The 17,424-nt window shown below is 42.2% G+C and carries 11 protein-coding genes and 1 other RNA gene; 2 read left to right on the plus strand and 10 right to left on the minus strand.

Annotation, left to right across the window (positions count from 1 at the left end; translation table 11 throughout):
• Nucleotides 1–2: 2 nt before the first annotated feature.
• From ACUXV2_RS16625 to ACUXV2_RS16640, 4 genes are all read right to left on the minus strand, one after another.
• Nucleotides 3–1,112, minus strand: a complete 1,110-nt coding sequence (locus ACUXV2_RS16625; protein ID WP_446244262.1) for a hypothetical protein — start codon at nucleotides 1,110–1,112, stop codon at nucleotides 3–5.
• A 459-nt stretch (nucleotides 1,113–1,571) separates the two neighbouring features.
• Nucleotides 1,572–1,955, minus strand: a complete 384-nt coding sequence (locus tag ACUXV2_RS16630) for a protease inhibitor I9 family protein (protein WP_446244263.1) — start codon at nucleotides 1,953–1,955, stop codon at nucleotides 1,572–1,574.
• A gap of 656 nt (nucleotides 1,956–2,611) precedes the next feature.
• Entirely contained in the window at nucleotides 2,612–6,790 is a 4,179-nt protein-coding gene (locus tag ACUXV2_RS16635; RefSeq protein ID WP_446244264.1) for a S8 family serine peptidase, read from the minus strand.
• A gap of 310 nt (nucleotides 6,791–7,100) precedes the next feature.
• The gene (locus tag ACUXV2_RS16640) at nucleotides 7,101–8,360 is read right to left on the minus strand and encodes a helix-turn-helix domain-containing protein (RefSeq protein ID WP_446244265.1); all 1,260 of its coding nucleotides are present in this window, start codon (nucleotides 8,358–8,360) and stop codon (nucleotides 7,101–7,103) included.
• 419 nt (nucleotides 8,361–8,779) lie between these two features.
• Here ACUXV2_RS16640 and ACUXV2_RS16645 point away from each other — a divergent pair, with 419 nt between their 5' ends.
• Nucleotides 8,780–10,192: a PQQ-dependent sugar dehydrogenase gene (locus ACUXV2_RS16645; RefSeq protein ID WP_446244266.1), complete on the plus strand. Its 1,413-nt coding sequence runs from the start codon at nucleotides 8,780–8,782 to the stop codon at nucleotides 10,190–10,192.
• A 3-nt stretch (nucleotides 10,193–10,195) separates the two neighbouring features.
• On the opposite strand, the gene ACUXV2_RS16650 is transcribed toward ACUXV2_RS16645, so the two are convergent.
• From ACUXV2_RS16650 to ACUXV2_RS16660, 3 genes are all read right to left on the minus strand, one after another.
• A complete protein-coding gene (locus ACUXV2_RS16650) occupies nucleotides 10,196–10,756 on the minus strand; it encodes a hypothetical protein (RefSeq protein ID WP_446244267.1) in 561 nt (186 codons plus the stop codon).
• Nucleotides 10,757–10,940: 184 nt separating this feature from the next.
• Nucleotides 10,941–11,324, minus strand: a complete 384-nt coding sequence (locus ACUXV2_RS16655) for a cupredoxin domain-containing protein (RefSeq protein ID WP_446244268.1) — start codon at nucleotides 11,322–11,324, stop codon at nucleotides 10,941–10,943.
• A gap of 84 nt (nucleotides 11,325–11,408) precedes the next feature.
• Entirely contained in the window at nucleotides 11,409–11,546 is a 138-nt protein-coding gene (locus tag ACUXV2_RS16660; protein WP_446244269.1) for a hypothetical protein, read from the minus strand.
• Between the two features lie 223 nt (nucleotides 11,547–11,769).
• Here ACUXV2_RS16660 and ACUXV2_RS16665 point away from each other — a divergent pair, with 223 nt between their 5' ends.
• The gene (locus tag ACUXV2_RS16665) at nucleotides 11,770–13,338 is read left to right on the plus strand and encodes an alkaline phosphatase family protein (RefSeq protein ID WP_446244270.1); all 1,569 of its coding nucleotides are present in this window, start codon (nucleotides 11,770–11,772) and stop codon (nucleotides 13,336–13,338) included.
• A gap of 469 nt (nucleotides 13,339–13,807) precedes the next feature.
• On the opposite strand, the gene ssrA is transcribed toward ACUXV2_RS16665, so the two are convergent.
• The 3 genes from ssrA to rnr all read right to left on the minus strand — a co-directional run bounded on the left by ssrA (nucleotide 13,808) and on the right by rnr (nucleotide 17,422).
• Nucleotides 13,808–14,148, minus strand: a transfer-messenger RNA (tmRNA) gene (gene ssrA, locus ACUXV2_RS16670).
• Between the two features lie 154 nt (nucleotides 14,149–14,302).
• Nucleotides 14,303–14,773 (minus strand): SsrA-binding protein SmpB, encoded by a 471-nt coding sequence (smpB, locus tag ACUXV2_RS16675; RefSeq protein WP_446244271.1) that lies wholly within the window; start codon nucleotides 14,771–14,773, stop codon nucleotides 14,303–14,305.
• A 321-nt stretch (nucleotides 14,774–15,094) separates the two neighbouring features.
• Nucleotides 15,095–17,422 carry a ribonuclease R gene (gene rnr / locus ACUXV2_RS16680; RefSeq protein WP_446244272.1) on the minus strand — a complete coding sequence of 776 codons (2,328 nt, stop codon included), beginning with the start codon at nucleotides 17,420–17,422 and terminating at the stop codon, nucleotides 15,095–15,097.
• Nucleotides 17,423–17,424: the final 2 nt, after the last annotated feature.

Genomic DNA, 17,424 nt, shown 5'->3' on the forward strand with positions numbered 1-17,424 from the left:
CTTTAGTACACTGCCATATTGGAATGCTGAATCAGACAGTTATTTTTCTTTTTATATAAAGAAACCTCATTCATATATTTGGTACATTCTGTGTGTCTTCCTTCTCTTATGAGCAGGGGAATGAGAATCTCTTCGATGTATTCTATATAGGCATGTTCCCCTTCTGTTAAACGTCTCTTCAGCATATTCAACAGAGTGAATCTATACGTATCTCTCAATGTTTCTGCAAAGTCGATTCCTTTCATCAGCATAGCAAGATTACGCTCTTTATCTTTCCGTTCCCTCAAAAGGATTGAACTTCCGACCAATCCTATTATACTGACAAGATAATCTGCGGAATCAGGTTTCTCTTTCAATAAATGATACGCGATGGAATAAGTCTCTACTGCACGTTCATACTCTTGATCCCTGACGTATTCATCCCCCAGATTTATATGCAGTATCGCTTTTCTCTTATCATCTTGAAGCTGATCACAGCGATGTATCAATCTTTCATACTTCTTCTCAAGGATGCTCAGAACCCTATTGTCTTTTCTGCCTTCTGCTTTCAGCTTAAAAATGGAGCCATCGAACTCTCTGGTAAAATTATATGTCTCTTTGAAATGACTCATAGCGAGTGCCACAGATTGGAGGGACTTATCATGATCGTTACATTCATGATACGCATATGCCATGTGCAGATAATATTCTTGATTCGTATACTCGGCCTCATCGATGCTTTCGAGCAATTCGAGCGCTTTTTTTGCATTTCCCTTTGATAGCTCAAGCAGCCCTTTTACATGAGAATATAATTGGTAATCGTAACTGGACATATAATAAGTGTTTCGTCTGTTCATAAATTGGTTCAAATACGAGGCTGCTTCGAGCAAATTCCCTTTCATGATCCAATATCTTGCTTTTAAAAGCTTGTACGTTCCGTTGATGGTCTCGATTTGTAGCAACTGATTCTGCTCTATGGTCTCTTTTAATAATTCAATGTCTCCGGTGACTTCTTTAATCATGAAATCGTGCCATAATTCGAGATCCATCTGCCATTTCTTAAAAGAACGGTGCATCCCTTCAAGATCCATATTTAATTTCCCGCCAACTTTAACGATCGTATCTTTTCTCAAGAAGTTCTCTCCACTTTCTAACCTGCTCATATGAGCTGGAGTGCAAATCCCTTCACAGACTTCCTTTTGCGTCAGTCCCCTAAAGATTCGACAATATTTGATGAATGTCCCGATATGCATGACTTTAGACCTCCAGGAATGTAATAGCCGTATATGTGTCTACGACAATTATACCAAGAGACACTCCTGACAAAATTGGGTTATTAACTGACTTCAACATCATACAAATAGGGACTTTTCACCCATAACATTGAACCTTGATCACCGGCCTTTTAATGTAGAAAATGGCGAAACAGAGCAAAAGGAACGAATCACTCCCTGTGAAATGTTCCTGTGACCCACCGGAAAAGCATGACTTTAGACCTTTCATACTTTCCCAATTTTCATAACAAGCCCCTACGTACTCCAAAAAGAAAGAACCACATCTTCCTCTAGGTTGACGGTGGCTCTTTTTCTTTTCTAATATAGTCCTGCCGGATGTATGGGCGGATCAATCTGAATTTCTTCATTTAAATAAATTTTTTGTATGACAGAGGAATGTGCCAAGCGCAAGATTTCGTTGGAAGGCATCTCCATCGATACTCCATTAAAGGCCGTCTTGTATCGATGAATGATCCGATATGGTATATGATTATGTTCTAAAGCCAGCCGGATTTCCTCTTGGAACTGCATGTGACTAACCTCCACATGCCGCTTGGCTTCTTCCAGCGTCAGATGAATTCCTTTCCCTTTCGCTTCCAGCACAGCTACTTTCGCAGGTTTGATGATGAACTGTATGATGATCGAGATGGTCTGAGTGCTTGAAAGATTGATGCGCGGATCTATTTCAACAGGTGCCCTCATTGTTCATTCCACCACCTTTTTGTTCGTTGTTCATTTCAGTTTCTCATACAATTGTATTTTCATCTATTATACAGAAGATTATATACAGGTTTTCAACGTCGATATACCTGATTTGATCTGACTCTAATTCCGTAGTAGTCGTGATTGTTTTTATACATATGTATGTTAGTACTCATGGATAGGTCGCTCAATCTCTCCAGGTTTCGGATAGGACATTGAATACAAAGAGTTCTCGTACGTTTAACCTATCTGCGTATTGCAACGCTTTTTCGTGTCTGTCTTGATCCAAAAATGAATCATCGGAAATAAGAGGCTGGGACAAAACTAAAAAACTACCACATAAAGACGAACAATTTCAGGGTAGTTTCTTAATACCGCTAATGATTTCCGTGCAAGACTTCGCTTTCCGCGGGTAGCCCGTGAGCCTCCTCGGCTTCGCCTGCGGGGTCTCACATAAGCTACTCTTCCCGCAGGAGTCTTCGTCTTGCACTCCAATCAACCGCTAGAAAGAGCTAAATCTAAATGTCTATTTAATCAAATTAAAAGCCCGAACTAATTTGACTTTTACACAAATTAGTTCGGGTTTTACTTAGGCTAAAACACTTTTGTCCCAGCCTCTTCACATTCAATCTGTTTAGACCAATTAGATAAGCTAATTATTCAGTTGTCTCTAATCCCATCATATTCAAATAATAGGTCAGATCTTTTTTCCCGATTGTTTCCTTAGGTGATTTCCCTTTAGGCGAATCCGGTCCTTTGGTCAGGAAGTTCTTTTCGATGAATCGAACGTCAGTCTCGTTGACGACACCGTCCTGATTGACGTCGAAAGTCGGGATCTCAGGGTTCTCTTTACCGTAGTACTCAACGATGTCACGAACATCTTTGATATCGATCAAGCTGTCACTGTTCACATCTCCGGCAAGACTGATATGAGTTCCTGCTGAAACGAACCTTCCATAGTCTTCACCTTTCAATTCAAATCCAGGAATGAAAGGCGTGTAGGTCTTAAGATGTCCTGGGATTTCCACGACGACATTGTATGTCTCACGCGAAGCCGGGACGCCATAGATGGTGTATTTCCCTCTTGAATCGATGCTGCCTTCATATTTTTCACCATCCGGTGATAAGGCGTATACCTTCGCTCCGATATGTTGAGCAACATCGATTGGTAATAGTAGGTTGCCACTACCACTTTTCTTTAAAAATGCTTCTGGTTTAATATTCCCTTCGACCCTTGAATGTTTCGACACGAAATCATATGATGAAGTGCTGTAATATGGAAGAGTTACAGCCTCATCTTGACCGGCCTTCGAGTAACTTGACTTTGTTATATCAAGTTTGTCAGCCCCATAAAACCAGTCATCTTTAGTGACCTTGAACGTAACGTCCACAACAGGCATGTCACCATTCAGACCGGAGTATCCTTCTCCGTTCAAGGAAGCTCCTACAGATACGGTCTGGTAATAGCCTGAACCGCTGACAACAGGATCTTGGAGGGATGCTTGAACACCGTTTTCCTCTGCATAAGCTTTGAATTCATCATTCAGCTTTGCCGATTGGAATGAATACATTTCCCCTTTATACTGAATCGTGTATTCTCCTGAAATAAGATTTTTTACGTTATTCATGCTCAGAGTCATGGTCACAGTATCGTCTAACCCGACTTCTTCCTTGTTGTAATCGGATGTTAGATACTCAGTGCCTTCTTGGAGGAAGATATATCTTTGGTAATTGACATTTGCTGCAATATCAGAAGCTGCCAGACTTACTCTTAAAGGTTCGTCTGCAATATCAGAAGGCTCTATTCCAAACTCCGTATCCCCTTCAGAATCCGCTGGTGGGAAACAACAATTGAAGTATTCGCGGAATCCGGTCGCGATAAAGAATTTGTTGGATGATTGATCATACTCCATCCCTTTTGATTGTAAGACTTCCACTGTTTCATCCTGTACATTTCCATGGATCCAGAAAGCTTTGTGCCCAAACTCTTCTGTGTACATATCTTCACTGATTTCATACACACCAGGATCCTTATCAAATTTCACTTGTGGCTTTGTATTATCAACGATGACAGGAGTGTCAATTGTATACGTTTTTCCTTCCTCATCATGCCCTATGAATTCTAATTCATAGTCCCCTTCTGGCAAATCAATGAATTGATCTGATATCGGATTTTGTTCGTCATTTGTAAATGGATAAACGCCTCCAGCAAAAACAGCCGGAATGTAATACCTGAAGTCAGGCTTTGCATTCGCTTGTGTGAGGGAAGCAATGAATCCGATTGCATCACCTGATTGTCCATCTTTCACCACAACATCGATCCTCGTCAGCGGGTTTTTCATTTGGAATGCTGCTGAGATGAATGGATTGTAGTACTGCCACTTAGGTGTATTATTCGCAAGAGCCGGACGGTTTGTTTCAAGATAGTCGAACCCTTTTCCTGTAACCCGGATGGCAAACGGAACCTGATACGTTTCACCAGCTTCATTTGCATTCGTCAGATGGATGTACCCTTCATAACGACCTTCTTCTGCATCTGCCGGAACCGTGATCACTGGGGAAAGTTCTTTTGATCCTTCAGCGGAGACCGCTACACTCGTTGGTACGTCTAAAACAATACCGTTTTCGGCTGAATCCTTAATACCTGGACGTTCTCCATGGTATTCGACTTCTACCTTGAATGACTTTTCCACTTCACCGTTGTTCTCTATGACCATGCTGCTGTCTGCTTTTATTCCATTGTCATTTTTGTAGTGACTTCCGAAAGAGATGGAGGCTGTTTCTTCTTCAATTTCTACGACAGCCCCATTTTCGATATTCTCTGTTTTATCCATCACTTTGATGGAAACATCTGCGTGCACCGCCTCATAGGCATCAATGCGGCCTGCTCCTTGTTCAAATACGGATACGTCACCTTTCAAGTCTTCCGCTGTGTTCATCAGGGCTGCTTTTACATCAAATGGTGATAGATCCGAATTTTCTTGAAGCATAAGGGCAGCCACTCCTGCAACGTGAGGGGTTGCCATCGAAGTTCCCTGCAGGCGGGCATATGCTGATGAGTAATCTACTCCTTCTTCCGGACTGTTGATATATTCTGGAATCGTTGAGAAGATCGCTACCCCTGGTGCCACAACATCCGGCTTGATATCATAGCTGCCGCCCACTGGTCCCCTTGAACTGAAGCCAGCCAAGTTGTCGCCCTCTGTTTGAACACTTGCCAGATCACCAAACGTAAGGGCAACGTTATCTCCTAATCCTTTTAACCGTTCACCGTCGGCTTTTGTCATACGGAAGGTTGGGATATATTCGGACCCCTCCCCTAAATAAGCCGGAATATTCCCATCAACGTTATTGTAGATGATAACAGCATCCGCACCTGCTTCTTTCGCATGCTTCATTTTATCGACAAACGTAATGTCACCACGCTGAATCAGTGCGATTTTACCCGTTAAGTCTTTCCCCTCGAAATCAGCAGCAAATCCAAGCCCGGCAGAAACCACTTCTTTGGACTGATTTTGAAGAGAAGTAAGATCGTCAGAAAAATTCTTACCCATCAATAAAACATTCTCAAATGTTTCACCATTCACACTCATGGATTCAAATGAAGGGATATCCATGGCAAAATCACTTGCCCCGACCGTTATCCCGAGCGCAGCTGCACCCGGAGCTCCGAGAGTCCCTTCGTTCGGTCCGCTGTTTCCTGCCGCCACAACCGTCACCACTCCAGACAGCATCGCATTATTAACAGCTACGGAGGTCGGATACAAAGGATCATTCGTTGAAGCTCCCAATGAAAGGTTAATAACATCCATTCCATCACTTACAGCTTTGTCAATCCCTGCAAGGATCCCTGCTGTCGCTCCGGATCCATAAGGTCCAAGAACACGATAACCGTAAAGGTCTACATTCGGTGCTACCCCTTTCACGGCATAATCAATTGCGTTCTTTTGATTTCCGGCGATGGTTCCTGATACATGTGTTCCGTGTTCGGTATAATAGGAAGTCCCTGAGGCCGGATTGATTTCAGGCAGACCGGATGTTTTCCAATCTTCATATGTTGCTTCCATCGGGTCATCATCATTATCTACGAAATCATATCCGCCTTTATATGACTCTTTCAAATCAGGATGGTTGTAATCGATTCCTGTATCCAGTACCCCAACCTTGACTCCTTCACCTGTCACGTTTTCAGCATGAAGCTTGTCCACATTGATCTGCGGGATACTATCCATCATTTTGGATTGGGACGCTCCTGCTTCTTCGATGTCAGGGAGATCAAGCTGAACCGTCTCATCTTTCCAAACCCGTTTCACCACTCCAGTATCAAGTAAGCTCTCAATCTCATTTCCAGGTATGGACATCGCCACACCGACAATGGCCGATCGGTATTCTCTAGTGATTTTTGCCTCTTTTAATTGAGGACTGGCACTCTTTTGGTATTTAAGAGAGTTGACACTCTGTTTAAATTCACTATGTGCCTTCTCTACTTTTACAGAAGCATCCTTTGCAGTGGTACGGAGTCCCTTTGCCGCCTGCTTCATCACTTCAACCTTGGCAGGTGCCTGTTTGAATTCAACGATGATATCGACTAGCCCTTCACTTTCCGTGTTGATAGTAGGCGATATTTTAAATTCCGGCTCAGCTTCGATTTGCTTGAGTGCTTTTCTTTGCTCGTCTGATAGATTCATCAACACGTTTTCTACATCTTTCACGTGTGTGAATCCTTGCGTACTTGACGTACCTTCCGCCATCACGTTAACTGGAGTTCCAGATGTGCCCAGTAGACTTGCTGCCAATGCTGCGGTCAATATTTTTGAAGAACGCTTCTTATTCATACTCTTCCCCCTATTAAAGAATCATTAGAATCGTAAGTTTGATTACAACCTAAATAGTATTCTTTTATAAGAAATCTGTTAATTGGGAAAATTCCATACAATAATTGTTTTTTTGCCCAAGACTGTTCAGCGTTCCAGCTATTTTACTGTCAGTCGATGTCTTAATTTGGAGTGAATGTTGGGAAAGTTTTTCATGGGGAAGTCAAATTACCCAGATATCTACTTTTTCATGCTTTGCAAATGAGCAAATGGAACCATACACACAAAAAAACAAGCAACCATACACAGTTGCTTGTCACCACATACCCTATCAGATTGGTTTTGGATGATTGAAGAGCAATTTTTTAAATAGGTCATTTGATAACCGGAGATATTGATTAGAAGAGAGAGGATCACCCTTCTTCTCGAAATAATCAGCCAATCGTTCTGAGAATTTTATGGCCTTATAAAGGTCATGCTGTTTCATCATGGGCAGACCATAATCGATTAAGTAATCGGTCAATCGTTTCTCATCTTCAATCGCCTCTAAGTACAAAACCATCAATTCAACATATTTACTAGATTGCTGTTCTTTAAAATCCTTCAGGACATCTCGGAGAAGGGTTTCGACCTGTTCCTTTTCATTCAAGTCCATCAACACTTGTGCCATTTCAATCAATGTACCGTAATAGCTGATCGTGTGCTTTTTCTTCAGATTCAGTGAGTGGGTGAAATACTCCAATGACTCCTGAAGCTTACCTTTTTTATTAAATAACAATCCAAAGTTGTGAAGTGCCGTCACCTTCGTTTCGTTATCCTTTAACATTTCTGCATCGTTCAACGCTGTATGCAGCATGACTTCTGCCCGTTCAAGATCGTTAATATAAATCAAATTGGCCGACAGACCTATTTTCACGTGCAGGATCCGTAAAATATTGCCTGTATTCTGAAAGATTCTCAAAGCCTTATGAGAGTAATGGAGGGACAACGTAAAATGCTTTAACAATCCATGATTGGCCGCTTTATAATAGTAGTAATCAGTCACTTTTTCACTAAAGAAGTCTGCTTTATCTTCAATTTTGTCCAGAGTGGATATTGCTTTAGAGTATTGCTGTTTTTGACCGTAATAAATCCCCTGGAAGAATTCCCACAAATACGTTTCAAAGGAAGAAAACTTACTCTTATTTTTCTTTAATCCAAGAGATGCCTGTTCATACTCAGTCAAGTTATTGGTGAACAGCAGATATCGAAGCATGTAAAGTTCATAAAGGTATACCATTTCCGTACATTGTATGTAGTCCCTATGCTTCTCCAGCTCCTGATACAATCTCTCGGCATGGTCACGATGCAGCCTTTCCATCGCCTCATAGAATTGAGAGAGCTGACGTTTCAAATACAGCGTTTTCTTCGTTTCCTCCTCGATCGAAACTCCAAGTCGTTTACAGAGTAATTCCAATGTTTCCAGATTCCCCTCTTTTGAACTATTCTCAATCTTACTGAGATGGGTGGTCGAACATATCCCTCTGCAAAGCTGCTCTTGTGTTTTATTCTGCTTCTTTCGATGATAGTAGATAATCCTGCCGATCGACATTTTGCTACTCCCCCCTTGTATATATCTTTCATTATACATAGGAAATTGGTATCTTATAAGCTATTAAACGCATGTATTTATTCACATTAATTGGATAAAAAATATTGATTTTAAATACATATACATTTTTGCCTTGATAAGGAAAAAAACAGGCACAGAATGTTTGAACCGGCTTAGTTAAATCCCTTATTCTCTCTTTATATCAACTAATGATTGACCTCTAATTTTGTTCTTTGGGCTACGCTAAAAGTGGGTAAAGGGCTTTGTACGAGGCTTTCATCTTCACAATAACAAGAAAACTGACAAGCCCTTAATGAAATGACGCTGTTTTGCGAAGTCCCCGCCCTAACATTGAATGAATAGACAGTTCAAATCATATTCTTATTAAAAGAAAACAATAAGAAGGGGTGCAAAGTCAGTTGAAAAAAGTGAAGGTTGGTTTACTTCCCATCGTAAATAAGATAAATTTACCCACTGTTTTGAAAACAGCTTTACTCCCAGGTGATTCAAAGGAAAGACTCTTTATCGCAACCCAGGTGGGAGAGATCTTTTACATAGGAAACGAAAGTTTAAGAACTTTTTTAGATATTCGCCCTCGAATCATAAAGCTGGGTGTTTCTCGTGGCGGGTATGATGAACGGGGATTGCTGGGACTCGCATTTCATCCAGAATTTTATTATAACGGACTGTTTTATCTTCATTATTCAGCAGCTGGCACTCAAGGACCAGGTGCTCTTACTGAATCTTTTAAACCTGACCCGTGTAATCCTGCAACTTTAAACTTAAGGTGGACAAATAGAGAAAATCAATATGATCATATTGATACAATTGAAGAATGGATTCTACAATCGAATGGGACACCCAGGAAACGGCGGACATTACTTAATGTAAGAAGACCATTTTATAACCATAATGGATTCAATAGTTTAAATTTCTCACCTGAAACAGGAAAACTTGTTTTAACAACCGGAGATGGCGGGTCGGGCTATGATCCATTTAACTTAAGCCAGGACGACTTGGAAATCGCCGGTAAAATAATTGAAATTGATGTAGGTAAGGATACACACTTCACAAACCCTCCCATTGTCACTCGTTTTAATGAGCTCCCCACAGCTATTCAGAAAACGCTCACCGTAATGGCCAAAGGGGCCCGCAATATACCAGGCATTTCATTCCAAAGATTTTATAATCAATATATTAAATATGCGGGAAATGTCGGCCAGCATCTGGTCGAGTCGATTTTTTCATTTGTTCATTATAAGCCAATACCGGTTACTCAGCTTGTTCAAGCTTCTTACATGAACGTTGAATATGACAAAGAAGGATTCATTAACTTAGGCTGGCGGGGCTGGGAAGGTGCTTTCCCTTCATCGATTATTAGAAGCTGCCCCAGTGATCCGGATTTGGATGAGGATATAATTGCTTTTTACAATGAAGCAGTAACACTTTCAGGGAGCCGCCTTCAGCCTTTAACCAGTTATTTTCATAAAGACACCAGACCCGATAAGTTTGGGGGAACGGCACTTACAGGCGTCCATCCATATATGGGAACTAGGATCCCTGGCTTAACAGGAAGCGTCGTGTTTACCGACCTTGCCCGGAAAGATTCTCAACCCCAGGTTCGAGGGGCATTAGCTTACACCACCGTAAGACCAGATGGTAAACAAAATGATTTTAATGTGATAGAGACCGATTATGATTTTGGATCTCAATCAGCCTATTTTGTTAACTTGGGAACAAATCTGAACCAAACCAGATTATATCTAGGGGTTTATGGGTCGACGAAAGTGACTGATTATAACGGAGGCACTGTATTTGAAATAGTTCCATAACTACTAAAAGATCATCATTTTTATTCTTTTAAAAATAAACAAAGCCATTTCAACCCATAACCAACTGTAAAGGAAAGCAAATAAAAAGATACTTACGGTTGTGAGAAATGAAAAGGAGGCTGGGAACGCGGGACCTAATACCGGAAAGTGAAAAATAAATAGCAGACTCATCATTCCGGTCATCAAAAGAATGGCACCTGTAACAACGATACTTAATCTCTTCGTAAAAAAGGAAAATGATCCCCCGATGCCAAGTCCCAGCAACCCTGTTGTAAAAGGAAATATAATGAGTTCCGTTGGCTGCAGGATGAATAACAACATCATTGTCAGGAAGTAGGCCATTACTCCAAATGGAATGGAAAACATGGTACTTAACAGAATAGGTGCAGTGGCAAGCGGACTTATCAGATACCCTATACCAGGTAAAAATCCTCCTGCAGCCTGCAGGATAGCAGCAATACAAGCAAAAAGAGATACTAAACTGAACTTCATCGTTTTTTTATGTTTATTGAATATAGTCTGAGTTGAACGAACGTCGTCAGAAATTGGTTTAAAAAAATTCACTTTTTCACCTCTTTCTAAATGGTATTGGTTATCTTACATGATATTTACCATTTATTAGAGATGGAACTACGATGAATAAACCAACAATACCCTGTCCTTTTGTGAAGGAAATCCAGCTGGGGGCACGGTAATAATAAGTGGAGTTCCTTTTCCAAAATAAAAAGCAAGCCATATTGGCCCACTTTTATTTGACTATTACTTTCCCAACCATTCCTTCCTGGAAATGGTACCGGCATATCAGTTCATATGTACCGGGCTGTTTCGGGTTCACGGTAATGGTTTTTTCTTTTCCAGGCTGGACCTCCGCGTCTACTCCGAGCTTTTCCACTGTGAACGTGTGCTCTTTCACACCTTTGTTTTTCAATATCAACGATGTGCTTGTTCGATTTGGGATCGTGATGACTTTCGGATTAAAGGAATCATCGTTCAGCTCGATCTCAATCGATCTCCCCGCCTCCATGGGCCCAGTGACAACACCTGACTCTGCAAATACATTTAGTGACCCTATAGTTGTCACCATGACGAATACAAGCACAACGAACAATCCTCTTACCCTATTCGCAGGCATTCTCAATCCCTCCTACGCTATTTTTTGCTTATGGAGCAAGATTCTTTTGTTTGCCTTTCGTATCACGGAACAGATCTTATGTGCTTAAAACGGCTTAATGGCTTTCTCGTTTTTACCAGTTTGAGGCTGATTTTCAATTCTTCTTTCTGCGGCTTCCTTAGGAATTTTTTTAAGGTGCTTATTTATTTCTTCTACTTGATTTGTGTTTTTGATTTCATCCATTTTCAAAAACCTCCATTCATTATTAATGAAAATAGTATGCAGCAGTAACGAAGATTTTATGTCTCCTGAAGTAAAACCCTTAAAAGGAAAAACCATTATTTTGGTTACTCAAGATTTTTCAATTTTTATCAAACAGTACCCCCTTTCATTTATATAACTCATTAATTTCATTCATCTGTTCATACTAAAAGGTAAGAAACCAACCATTACTGGGGATGAAGTCATGATCAAACGTTTAGTATTCATTTTCTTTTTTCTTATTTTTACTATCGGGTGTACCGGCAGCAGCCAGGTTTCGCCCCCGGATACCAAGAACCCTCTCCCTCTGCAAACCGGCAGCCAGTCCAATAAGAAAGTGATTCTCCTCGTTATTGACTCCTTAATGGATAAATCTCTGAACAAAGCAATTGATGACGGTAAAGCTCCCGCCTTGGAATTTTTTAAAAAGAACGGCCAATACAGCACTGATCTGGTAAGTTCGTATCCGACCATGTCGGTCACGATAGACAGCTCTTTAATTACAGGCACTTATCCAGATCAGCATAAAATTCCAGGACTTGTTTGGTTTGATGATGAAAAAAAACGAATCATTACCTATGGAAATGGATTTTTTGAAATCTTAAAGCTTGGCGTTTCTGATTTTGCAAGAAATGGTCTTTATGCCTATAACAATCAAGACTTGAGCAGCAAAGTAAAAACCATACATGAAGACCTGGACAATGCAGGCTTTCAGACTGCTTCTATAAACGCGTTGATTTACCGCGGAAATTACCCTCACACCCTGAAGGTCCCTGACTTCATTTCGGCAGTGACCAAACTGCCTGATGAAATACAAACGAAGGGCCCTGAAACGCTGTCATTAGGATTGTTTTCAAAGGTGAATCAGGAAAACAATCATATCGTCAATCGGATTGGTCTGAATGATACTTTTGCAGCCGAGGAGTTGACCTACCTTCTTAAGAACAACACGTTACCTTTCTTCACTATCCTGTATTTTCCGGAAAATGATTTTCCTGTACACAGAAAAGGTCCTTCCACGATAAAAGGAATTGAAGATGCGGATAAACAGCTCCAACATGTTCTGAACAGCTTCCCTGATTGGAACGATGCACTCGATGACATAGTGTGGGTTATTATGGGTGACAGCAACCAGTCCACAGTGAAATCAAATAAAAAAGAAGCTCTCATAGACCTTAGAAAAGAACTCTCTGAATACAACATATTGGAGCTGGGCGAAGCTGTCCGGGCTAAAGACGAAATGGTTATCACCGCAAATGAACGGATGGCGTATCTTTATCTTCTAAAAGAAGATATTCAGCTGGGGGAAATGGCGAAAGAATTACAAAAAGAATCACGTATTGCTTGGATAGCATGGAAGGACAAAGAAGGTATTAAAGTCATTTCCCCTGATCATCAGGGGGAACTGTCATTTCAACCAGGAGGCCCCTATAAGGACCAATATCATCAGTCATGGTCCGTAAAAGGAAACAGTGATATCCTCGATATGAAAATGAAAGAGAACACAATCAACTTTGAAAATTACCCCGATGCTTTGGCAAGGCTATATGGAGCAGCAGAATCACAAAAAGGCCGCTTTCTTATCACGGATGCCAAACCAGGGTATGAATTCATTGGAGAAAGTTCACCGGAGCATTCCGGCGGAGGTGCCCACGGCTCGATGCACAAGGCAGATTCATCAGTTCCAATCATCGTATCAGGAACAGATAAAAGCATTAAAAACTTAAGGATCGTGGATTTAAAAGACTGGATTATGGAGATTATCCAAAGATAAAGAAAGCCCACTGAGTGGGCTTTCTGCTTTTCATTCTTGTAAAAACAAAAGCCATGCTTCTGCATTCAAACAGTACATGGCTTTTATGAATAAAATAAACATTTTGAAGCGGAATCTTGCCATAATGGCAATTAAATGATTTAAGTGGGAAAAATGAAAAACCACCAAATATGTATTTGGTGGAGACGGTGGGACGTGCTGTTCCATGCTTTCGACATGGCACTGACTATATCTTGAACCTGTAGCTTAAGGTCCTTTGGCGTATTATGCGAAATATAGATTTATCTGAAGTTCAGATAGGATCCCGCATCCTAGTACTGCCATGTTGGCAGCCTATAAGTCGATACACGGCTGTTGGATTGCTCCACATACCGCTCGGCATTGCCTTATCACACTATGTGTGTGACTTAGGTTTCACCGATAAAGCCAAATTTTCACTTATGTGTTACCACACAAGGCGACTATTCACTAATCGAACCCACGTCCAGAAACATCGCCACTTAAGCGTCTACGAGCGTAGTCGATATATTCACAAGTTCACTGCAGCTTCTGCCTATCGACGGGCGTCCGTGCAGCTAGTCTGATTAATCTCTTCCTTTGTCCTCAGACGGTGGACTCCGGCGTAGCCTACTAAGAGTGAGTCCCTTACCCTACCACATAGGCGATGGAGGGAGGAACAGCTAAAGCGCTATTACGCAGCTAAAGCTAGGTTATTGTTAGTTTTGCCAGTTATTATTGGCTTTGACGTTTTAACGTAGACGATCCCTACGGCTCGCAACCCAAGCTCGAACTATCCCTGTCGAATCCGTAACGTCCCCATATTAGAAAGGGAAGAACGGGAAGAATAAGTTCAATCTGGTCACTTATTCAATTGTTCTTACAGCCGCTTAATTACCTCGCGACATTTATTATTATAACAAATCTGCAGAAGAATGCAATTGTAAGATTCCGGAAATCAGTACACTTACATTCCTTTTTGTCTGTGCGCCAATTCTCTTTGGATGGATCGATTCGCTTCTTTACGCTTTAGATCTTCGCGTTTATCATACTTCTTCTTACCTCGCGCAAGACCGATTAATAGTTTTGCTACACCATTTTTGATATAAAGCTTAAGCGGTACAATTGAATAACCTGCTTCTTTGGATTCACCGATTAATTTGTTGATTTGCTTGCGATGAAGAAGAAGTTTACGTGTTCTTAGCGGCTCATGGTTATAACGATTTCCCTGCTCATATGGACTGATGTGCATGTTGTGAACAAACACTTCACCGTTTCTGATTCGTGCGAATGAGTCTTTCAGGTTGACGCGTCCGGCACGAATGGCTTTGATTTCTGTTCCTTGCAATACTAAGCCCGCTTCATATGTTTCTTCTATTGTATAGTCATGGCGTGCTTTTTTGTTTTGGGCAATGAGTTTGCCTTCTCCCTTTGGCATGTGATCCCCTCTTTTCTCTTTCTGTCGTGCTTATTATTATCTCATATTTTGATGAAGATTTGTATGAAAAGGAAAGGAGCAAAGGATTAGCTTTGCTCACATGTTATATATATTCGGTTCTTGATACCGCTTTTGATTTCCGTGCAAGACTTCGCTTTCCGCGGGCGGTTGGTGAGCCTCCTCGTCGATGCGCTCCTGCGGGGTCTCACCTAACGCGCTTCTCCCGCAGGAGTCTTCGTCTTGCACTCCAATCAAAAGCTGGAACCAGCTAATATCCTTTCCCTTCAATATAAAAAGAATTAAACCCATCAAACAAAAATCCTACTTTTTCTTTTTACGTTTGCTGCGTGGGGCGTTTTCGTAGTGTTTTTTGTTTTTCTTTTTCTTTTTGTTGTTTTTTGGCGGTCGTGTCGACCATTCTCCGTCGTCTTTTTTACGTGTCGGGGATTTTCCTTTTCCGCTGTCTGAGCGGAAGGTGCGGGATTCCGATGGACGTTCCCTGCGGTTATTTTTCATGCCGACGATTTCGAAGTCGATGGCGCGTTCGTCTTTGTTGACGCTGACAACGCGGATCGTGATTTCGTCACCGATGCGGAAGACGTTTCCTGTCCGCTCACCGATCATGGCAAGATGGCGCTCATCAAAGCGGTAGTAATCATCTGTCATGTAGCTGACATGGACAAGTCCTTCGATCGTGTTCGGCAATTCGACAAACATACCGAAATTCGTGACAGAGGAGATGATACCATCGTACTCTTCCCCGACCTTGTCTTCCATGTATTCTGCTTTTTTCAGTTCATCCGTTTCTCGCTCAGCGTCTACGGCACGGCGTTCACGGCTGGAAGTATGCTGTGCGATATTGCCCATTTGCGATCCCCATTTGTCGCGTGTCGCTTGATCGAGCTTGCCTTCTATCAGGTACGTTCTGATCAGGCGGTGAACGATCAAGTCAGGATAACGACGGATCGGGGACGTAAAGTGTGTGTAGAACTCTGTCGCCAGTCCGAAGTGACCCAAACTTTCAGGGTCATATTTTGCCTGCTGCATCGAGCGAAGCATCATCGTGGAAACGACCATTTCCTCCGATTTGCCCTGCACATCCTCAATGATTTCCTGAAGGGCACGCGGATGCACCGAATTGGCAGTCCCTTTTACAATCAAGCCGAAGTTCGTGATGAACTCGAAGAAGCGCTGCAGTTTGTCTTCTTTCGGGTCTTCGTGGATACGGTAAATGAACGGCACTTCCATCCAGTGAAAATGTTCCGCGACCGTTTCATTGGCAACAAGCATGAATTCTTCGATCAGTTTTTCTGCAACCGAGCGTTCACGGAGAACGACATCCGTCGGTTCCCCTTCATCATCGACAAGGACTTTGGCCTCTTTAAAGTCAAAGTCAATGGCTCCGCGCTTCATCCGCTTTGTTCGCAGGATCTGAGCAAGGTCTTCCATCTGCTCGAACATCGGCACCAATGGCTCGTAACGCTTGCGAAGCTCTTCATCTTTATCGATAAGTATCTTATTTACATCAGAATAGGTCATCCGTTCATTCGTCTTGATCACGCTCTGGAAGATTTCGTGTTTCACGACATCCCCTTCAGGAGAGATCTCCATATCACATGAAAGTGTCAGGCGATCCACCTGCGGATTCAGTGAACAGATCCCGTTCGACAAGCGATGCGGAATCATCGGGATTACGCGGTCGACAAGGTACACACTCGTTCCTCGATCAAACGCTTCCTGATCGATCGGGGAGCTTTCTTTTACATAGTAGGTAACGTCGGCGATATGTACTCCCAGCTTGTAATTGCCGTTGTCGAGCTTTGTCACCGTAACCGCATCATCCAGGTCCTTCGCATCCGCTCCGTCAATCGTCACGATGGTCTGGTCACGAAGGTCCCTTCTATTCGGAAGCTCGGATTCATCGATTGTGTCCGGGACGTTATTCGCCTGCTCCATCACTTCTTCAGGAAAATCGACTGTGATACCATGCTTATGGATGATCGACAGGATATCGACACCGGGATCATTTTTATGACCGAGGATTTCGACAACTTCCCCTTCTGCACTCTTGCGTCCTTCAGGATATGACGTTAATTTCACAACGACTTTATGTCCTTCGATCGCTCCCTTTTGGGCCGACTTAGGGATGAAGATGTCACTTGCAAATTTTTTATCATCAGGGATCACAAATCCGAAATGTTTGCTTTGAGTGAAAGTCCCTACAATCTGATCGACTCCGCGTTCAACAATCCTGACGATCGTTCCTTCACGTCTCGAGCCGGATGTGTTGGATGACACACGGACAAGCACGATGTCCCCGTGCATCGCATTATTCGTTTCATTCGGAGGGATGAAGATATCATCCAGACCTGATTCCTCAGGTATGACGAAAGCAAACCCTTTGGCATGGGCGGATACCTTTCCTCTTACTAGATTCATTTTTTCCGGCAAGCCGTACCTGTTGCTGCGTGTGCGTACCACAAGCCCTTTTTCCTCCATGACGACGAGTGCCTTTACGAAGTCCTTGAAGTTGGTCGAGCCTTCGATCCCGAAGGCTTCCTCAAGCTCCTGTACCGTCAGCGGTTTATAAGCCTCTTCTTTCATGTAGGAAAGGAGTTTATCCACATGCTCTTTAATATTTTCGTCCATGA

This window comes from Rossellomorea sp. NS-SX7 (assembly GCF_052828565.1).

Excerpts from the sequence above, each read along its gene's own strand:
- ACUXV2_RS16630 (WP_446244263.1), bottom strand. The coding sequence starts at position 1,955 with ATGAGGGCACCTGTTGAAATAGATCCGCGCATCAATCTTTCAAGCACT.
- ACUXV2_RS16635 (WP_446244264.1), bottom strand. The coding sequence starts at position 6,790 with ATGAATAAGAAGCGTTCTTCAAAAATATTGACCGCAGCATTGGCAGCA.
- ACUXV2_RS16640 (WP_446244265.1), bottom strand. The coding sequence starts at position 8,360 with ATGTCGATCGGCAGGATTATCTACTATCATCGAAAGAAGCAGAATAAA.
- ACUXV2_RS16655 (WP_446244268.1), bottom strand. The coding sequence starts at position 11,324 with ATGCCTGCGAATAGGGTAAGAGGATTGTTCGTTGTGCTTGTATTCGTC.
- ACUXV2_RS16660 (WP_446244269.1), bottom strand. The coding sequence starts at position 11,546 with ATGGATGAAATCAAAAACACAAATCAAGTAGAAGAAATAAATAAGCAC.
- ACUXV2_RS16665 (WP_446244270.1), top strand. The coding sequence starts at position 11,770 with ATGATCAAACGTTTAGTATTCATTTTCTTTTTTCTTATTTTTACTATC.
- smpB (WP_446244271.1), bottom strand. The coding sequence starts at position 14,773 with ATGCCAAAGGGAGAAGGCAAACTCATTGCCCAAAACAAAAAAGCACGC.
- rnr (WP_446244272.1), bottom strand. The coding sequence starts at position 17,422 with ATGGACGAAAATATTAAAGAGCATGTGGATAAACTCCTTTCCTACATG.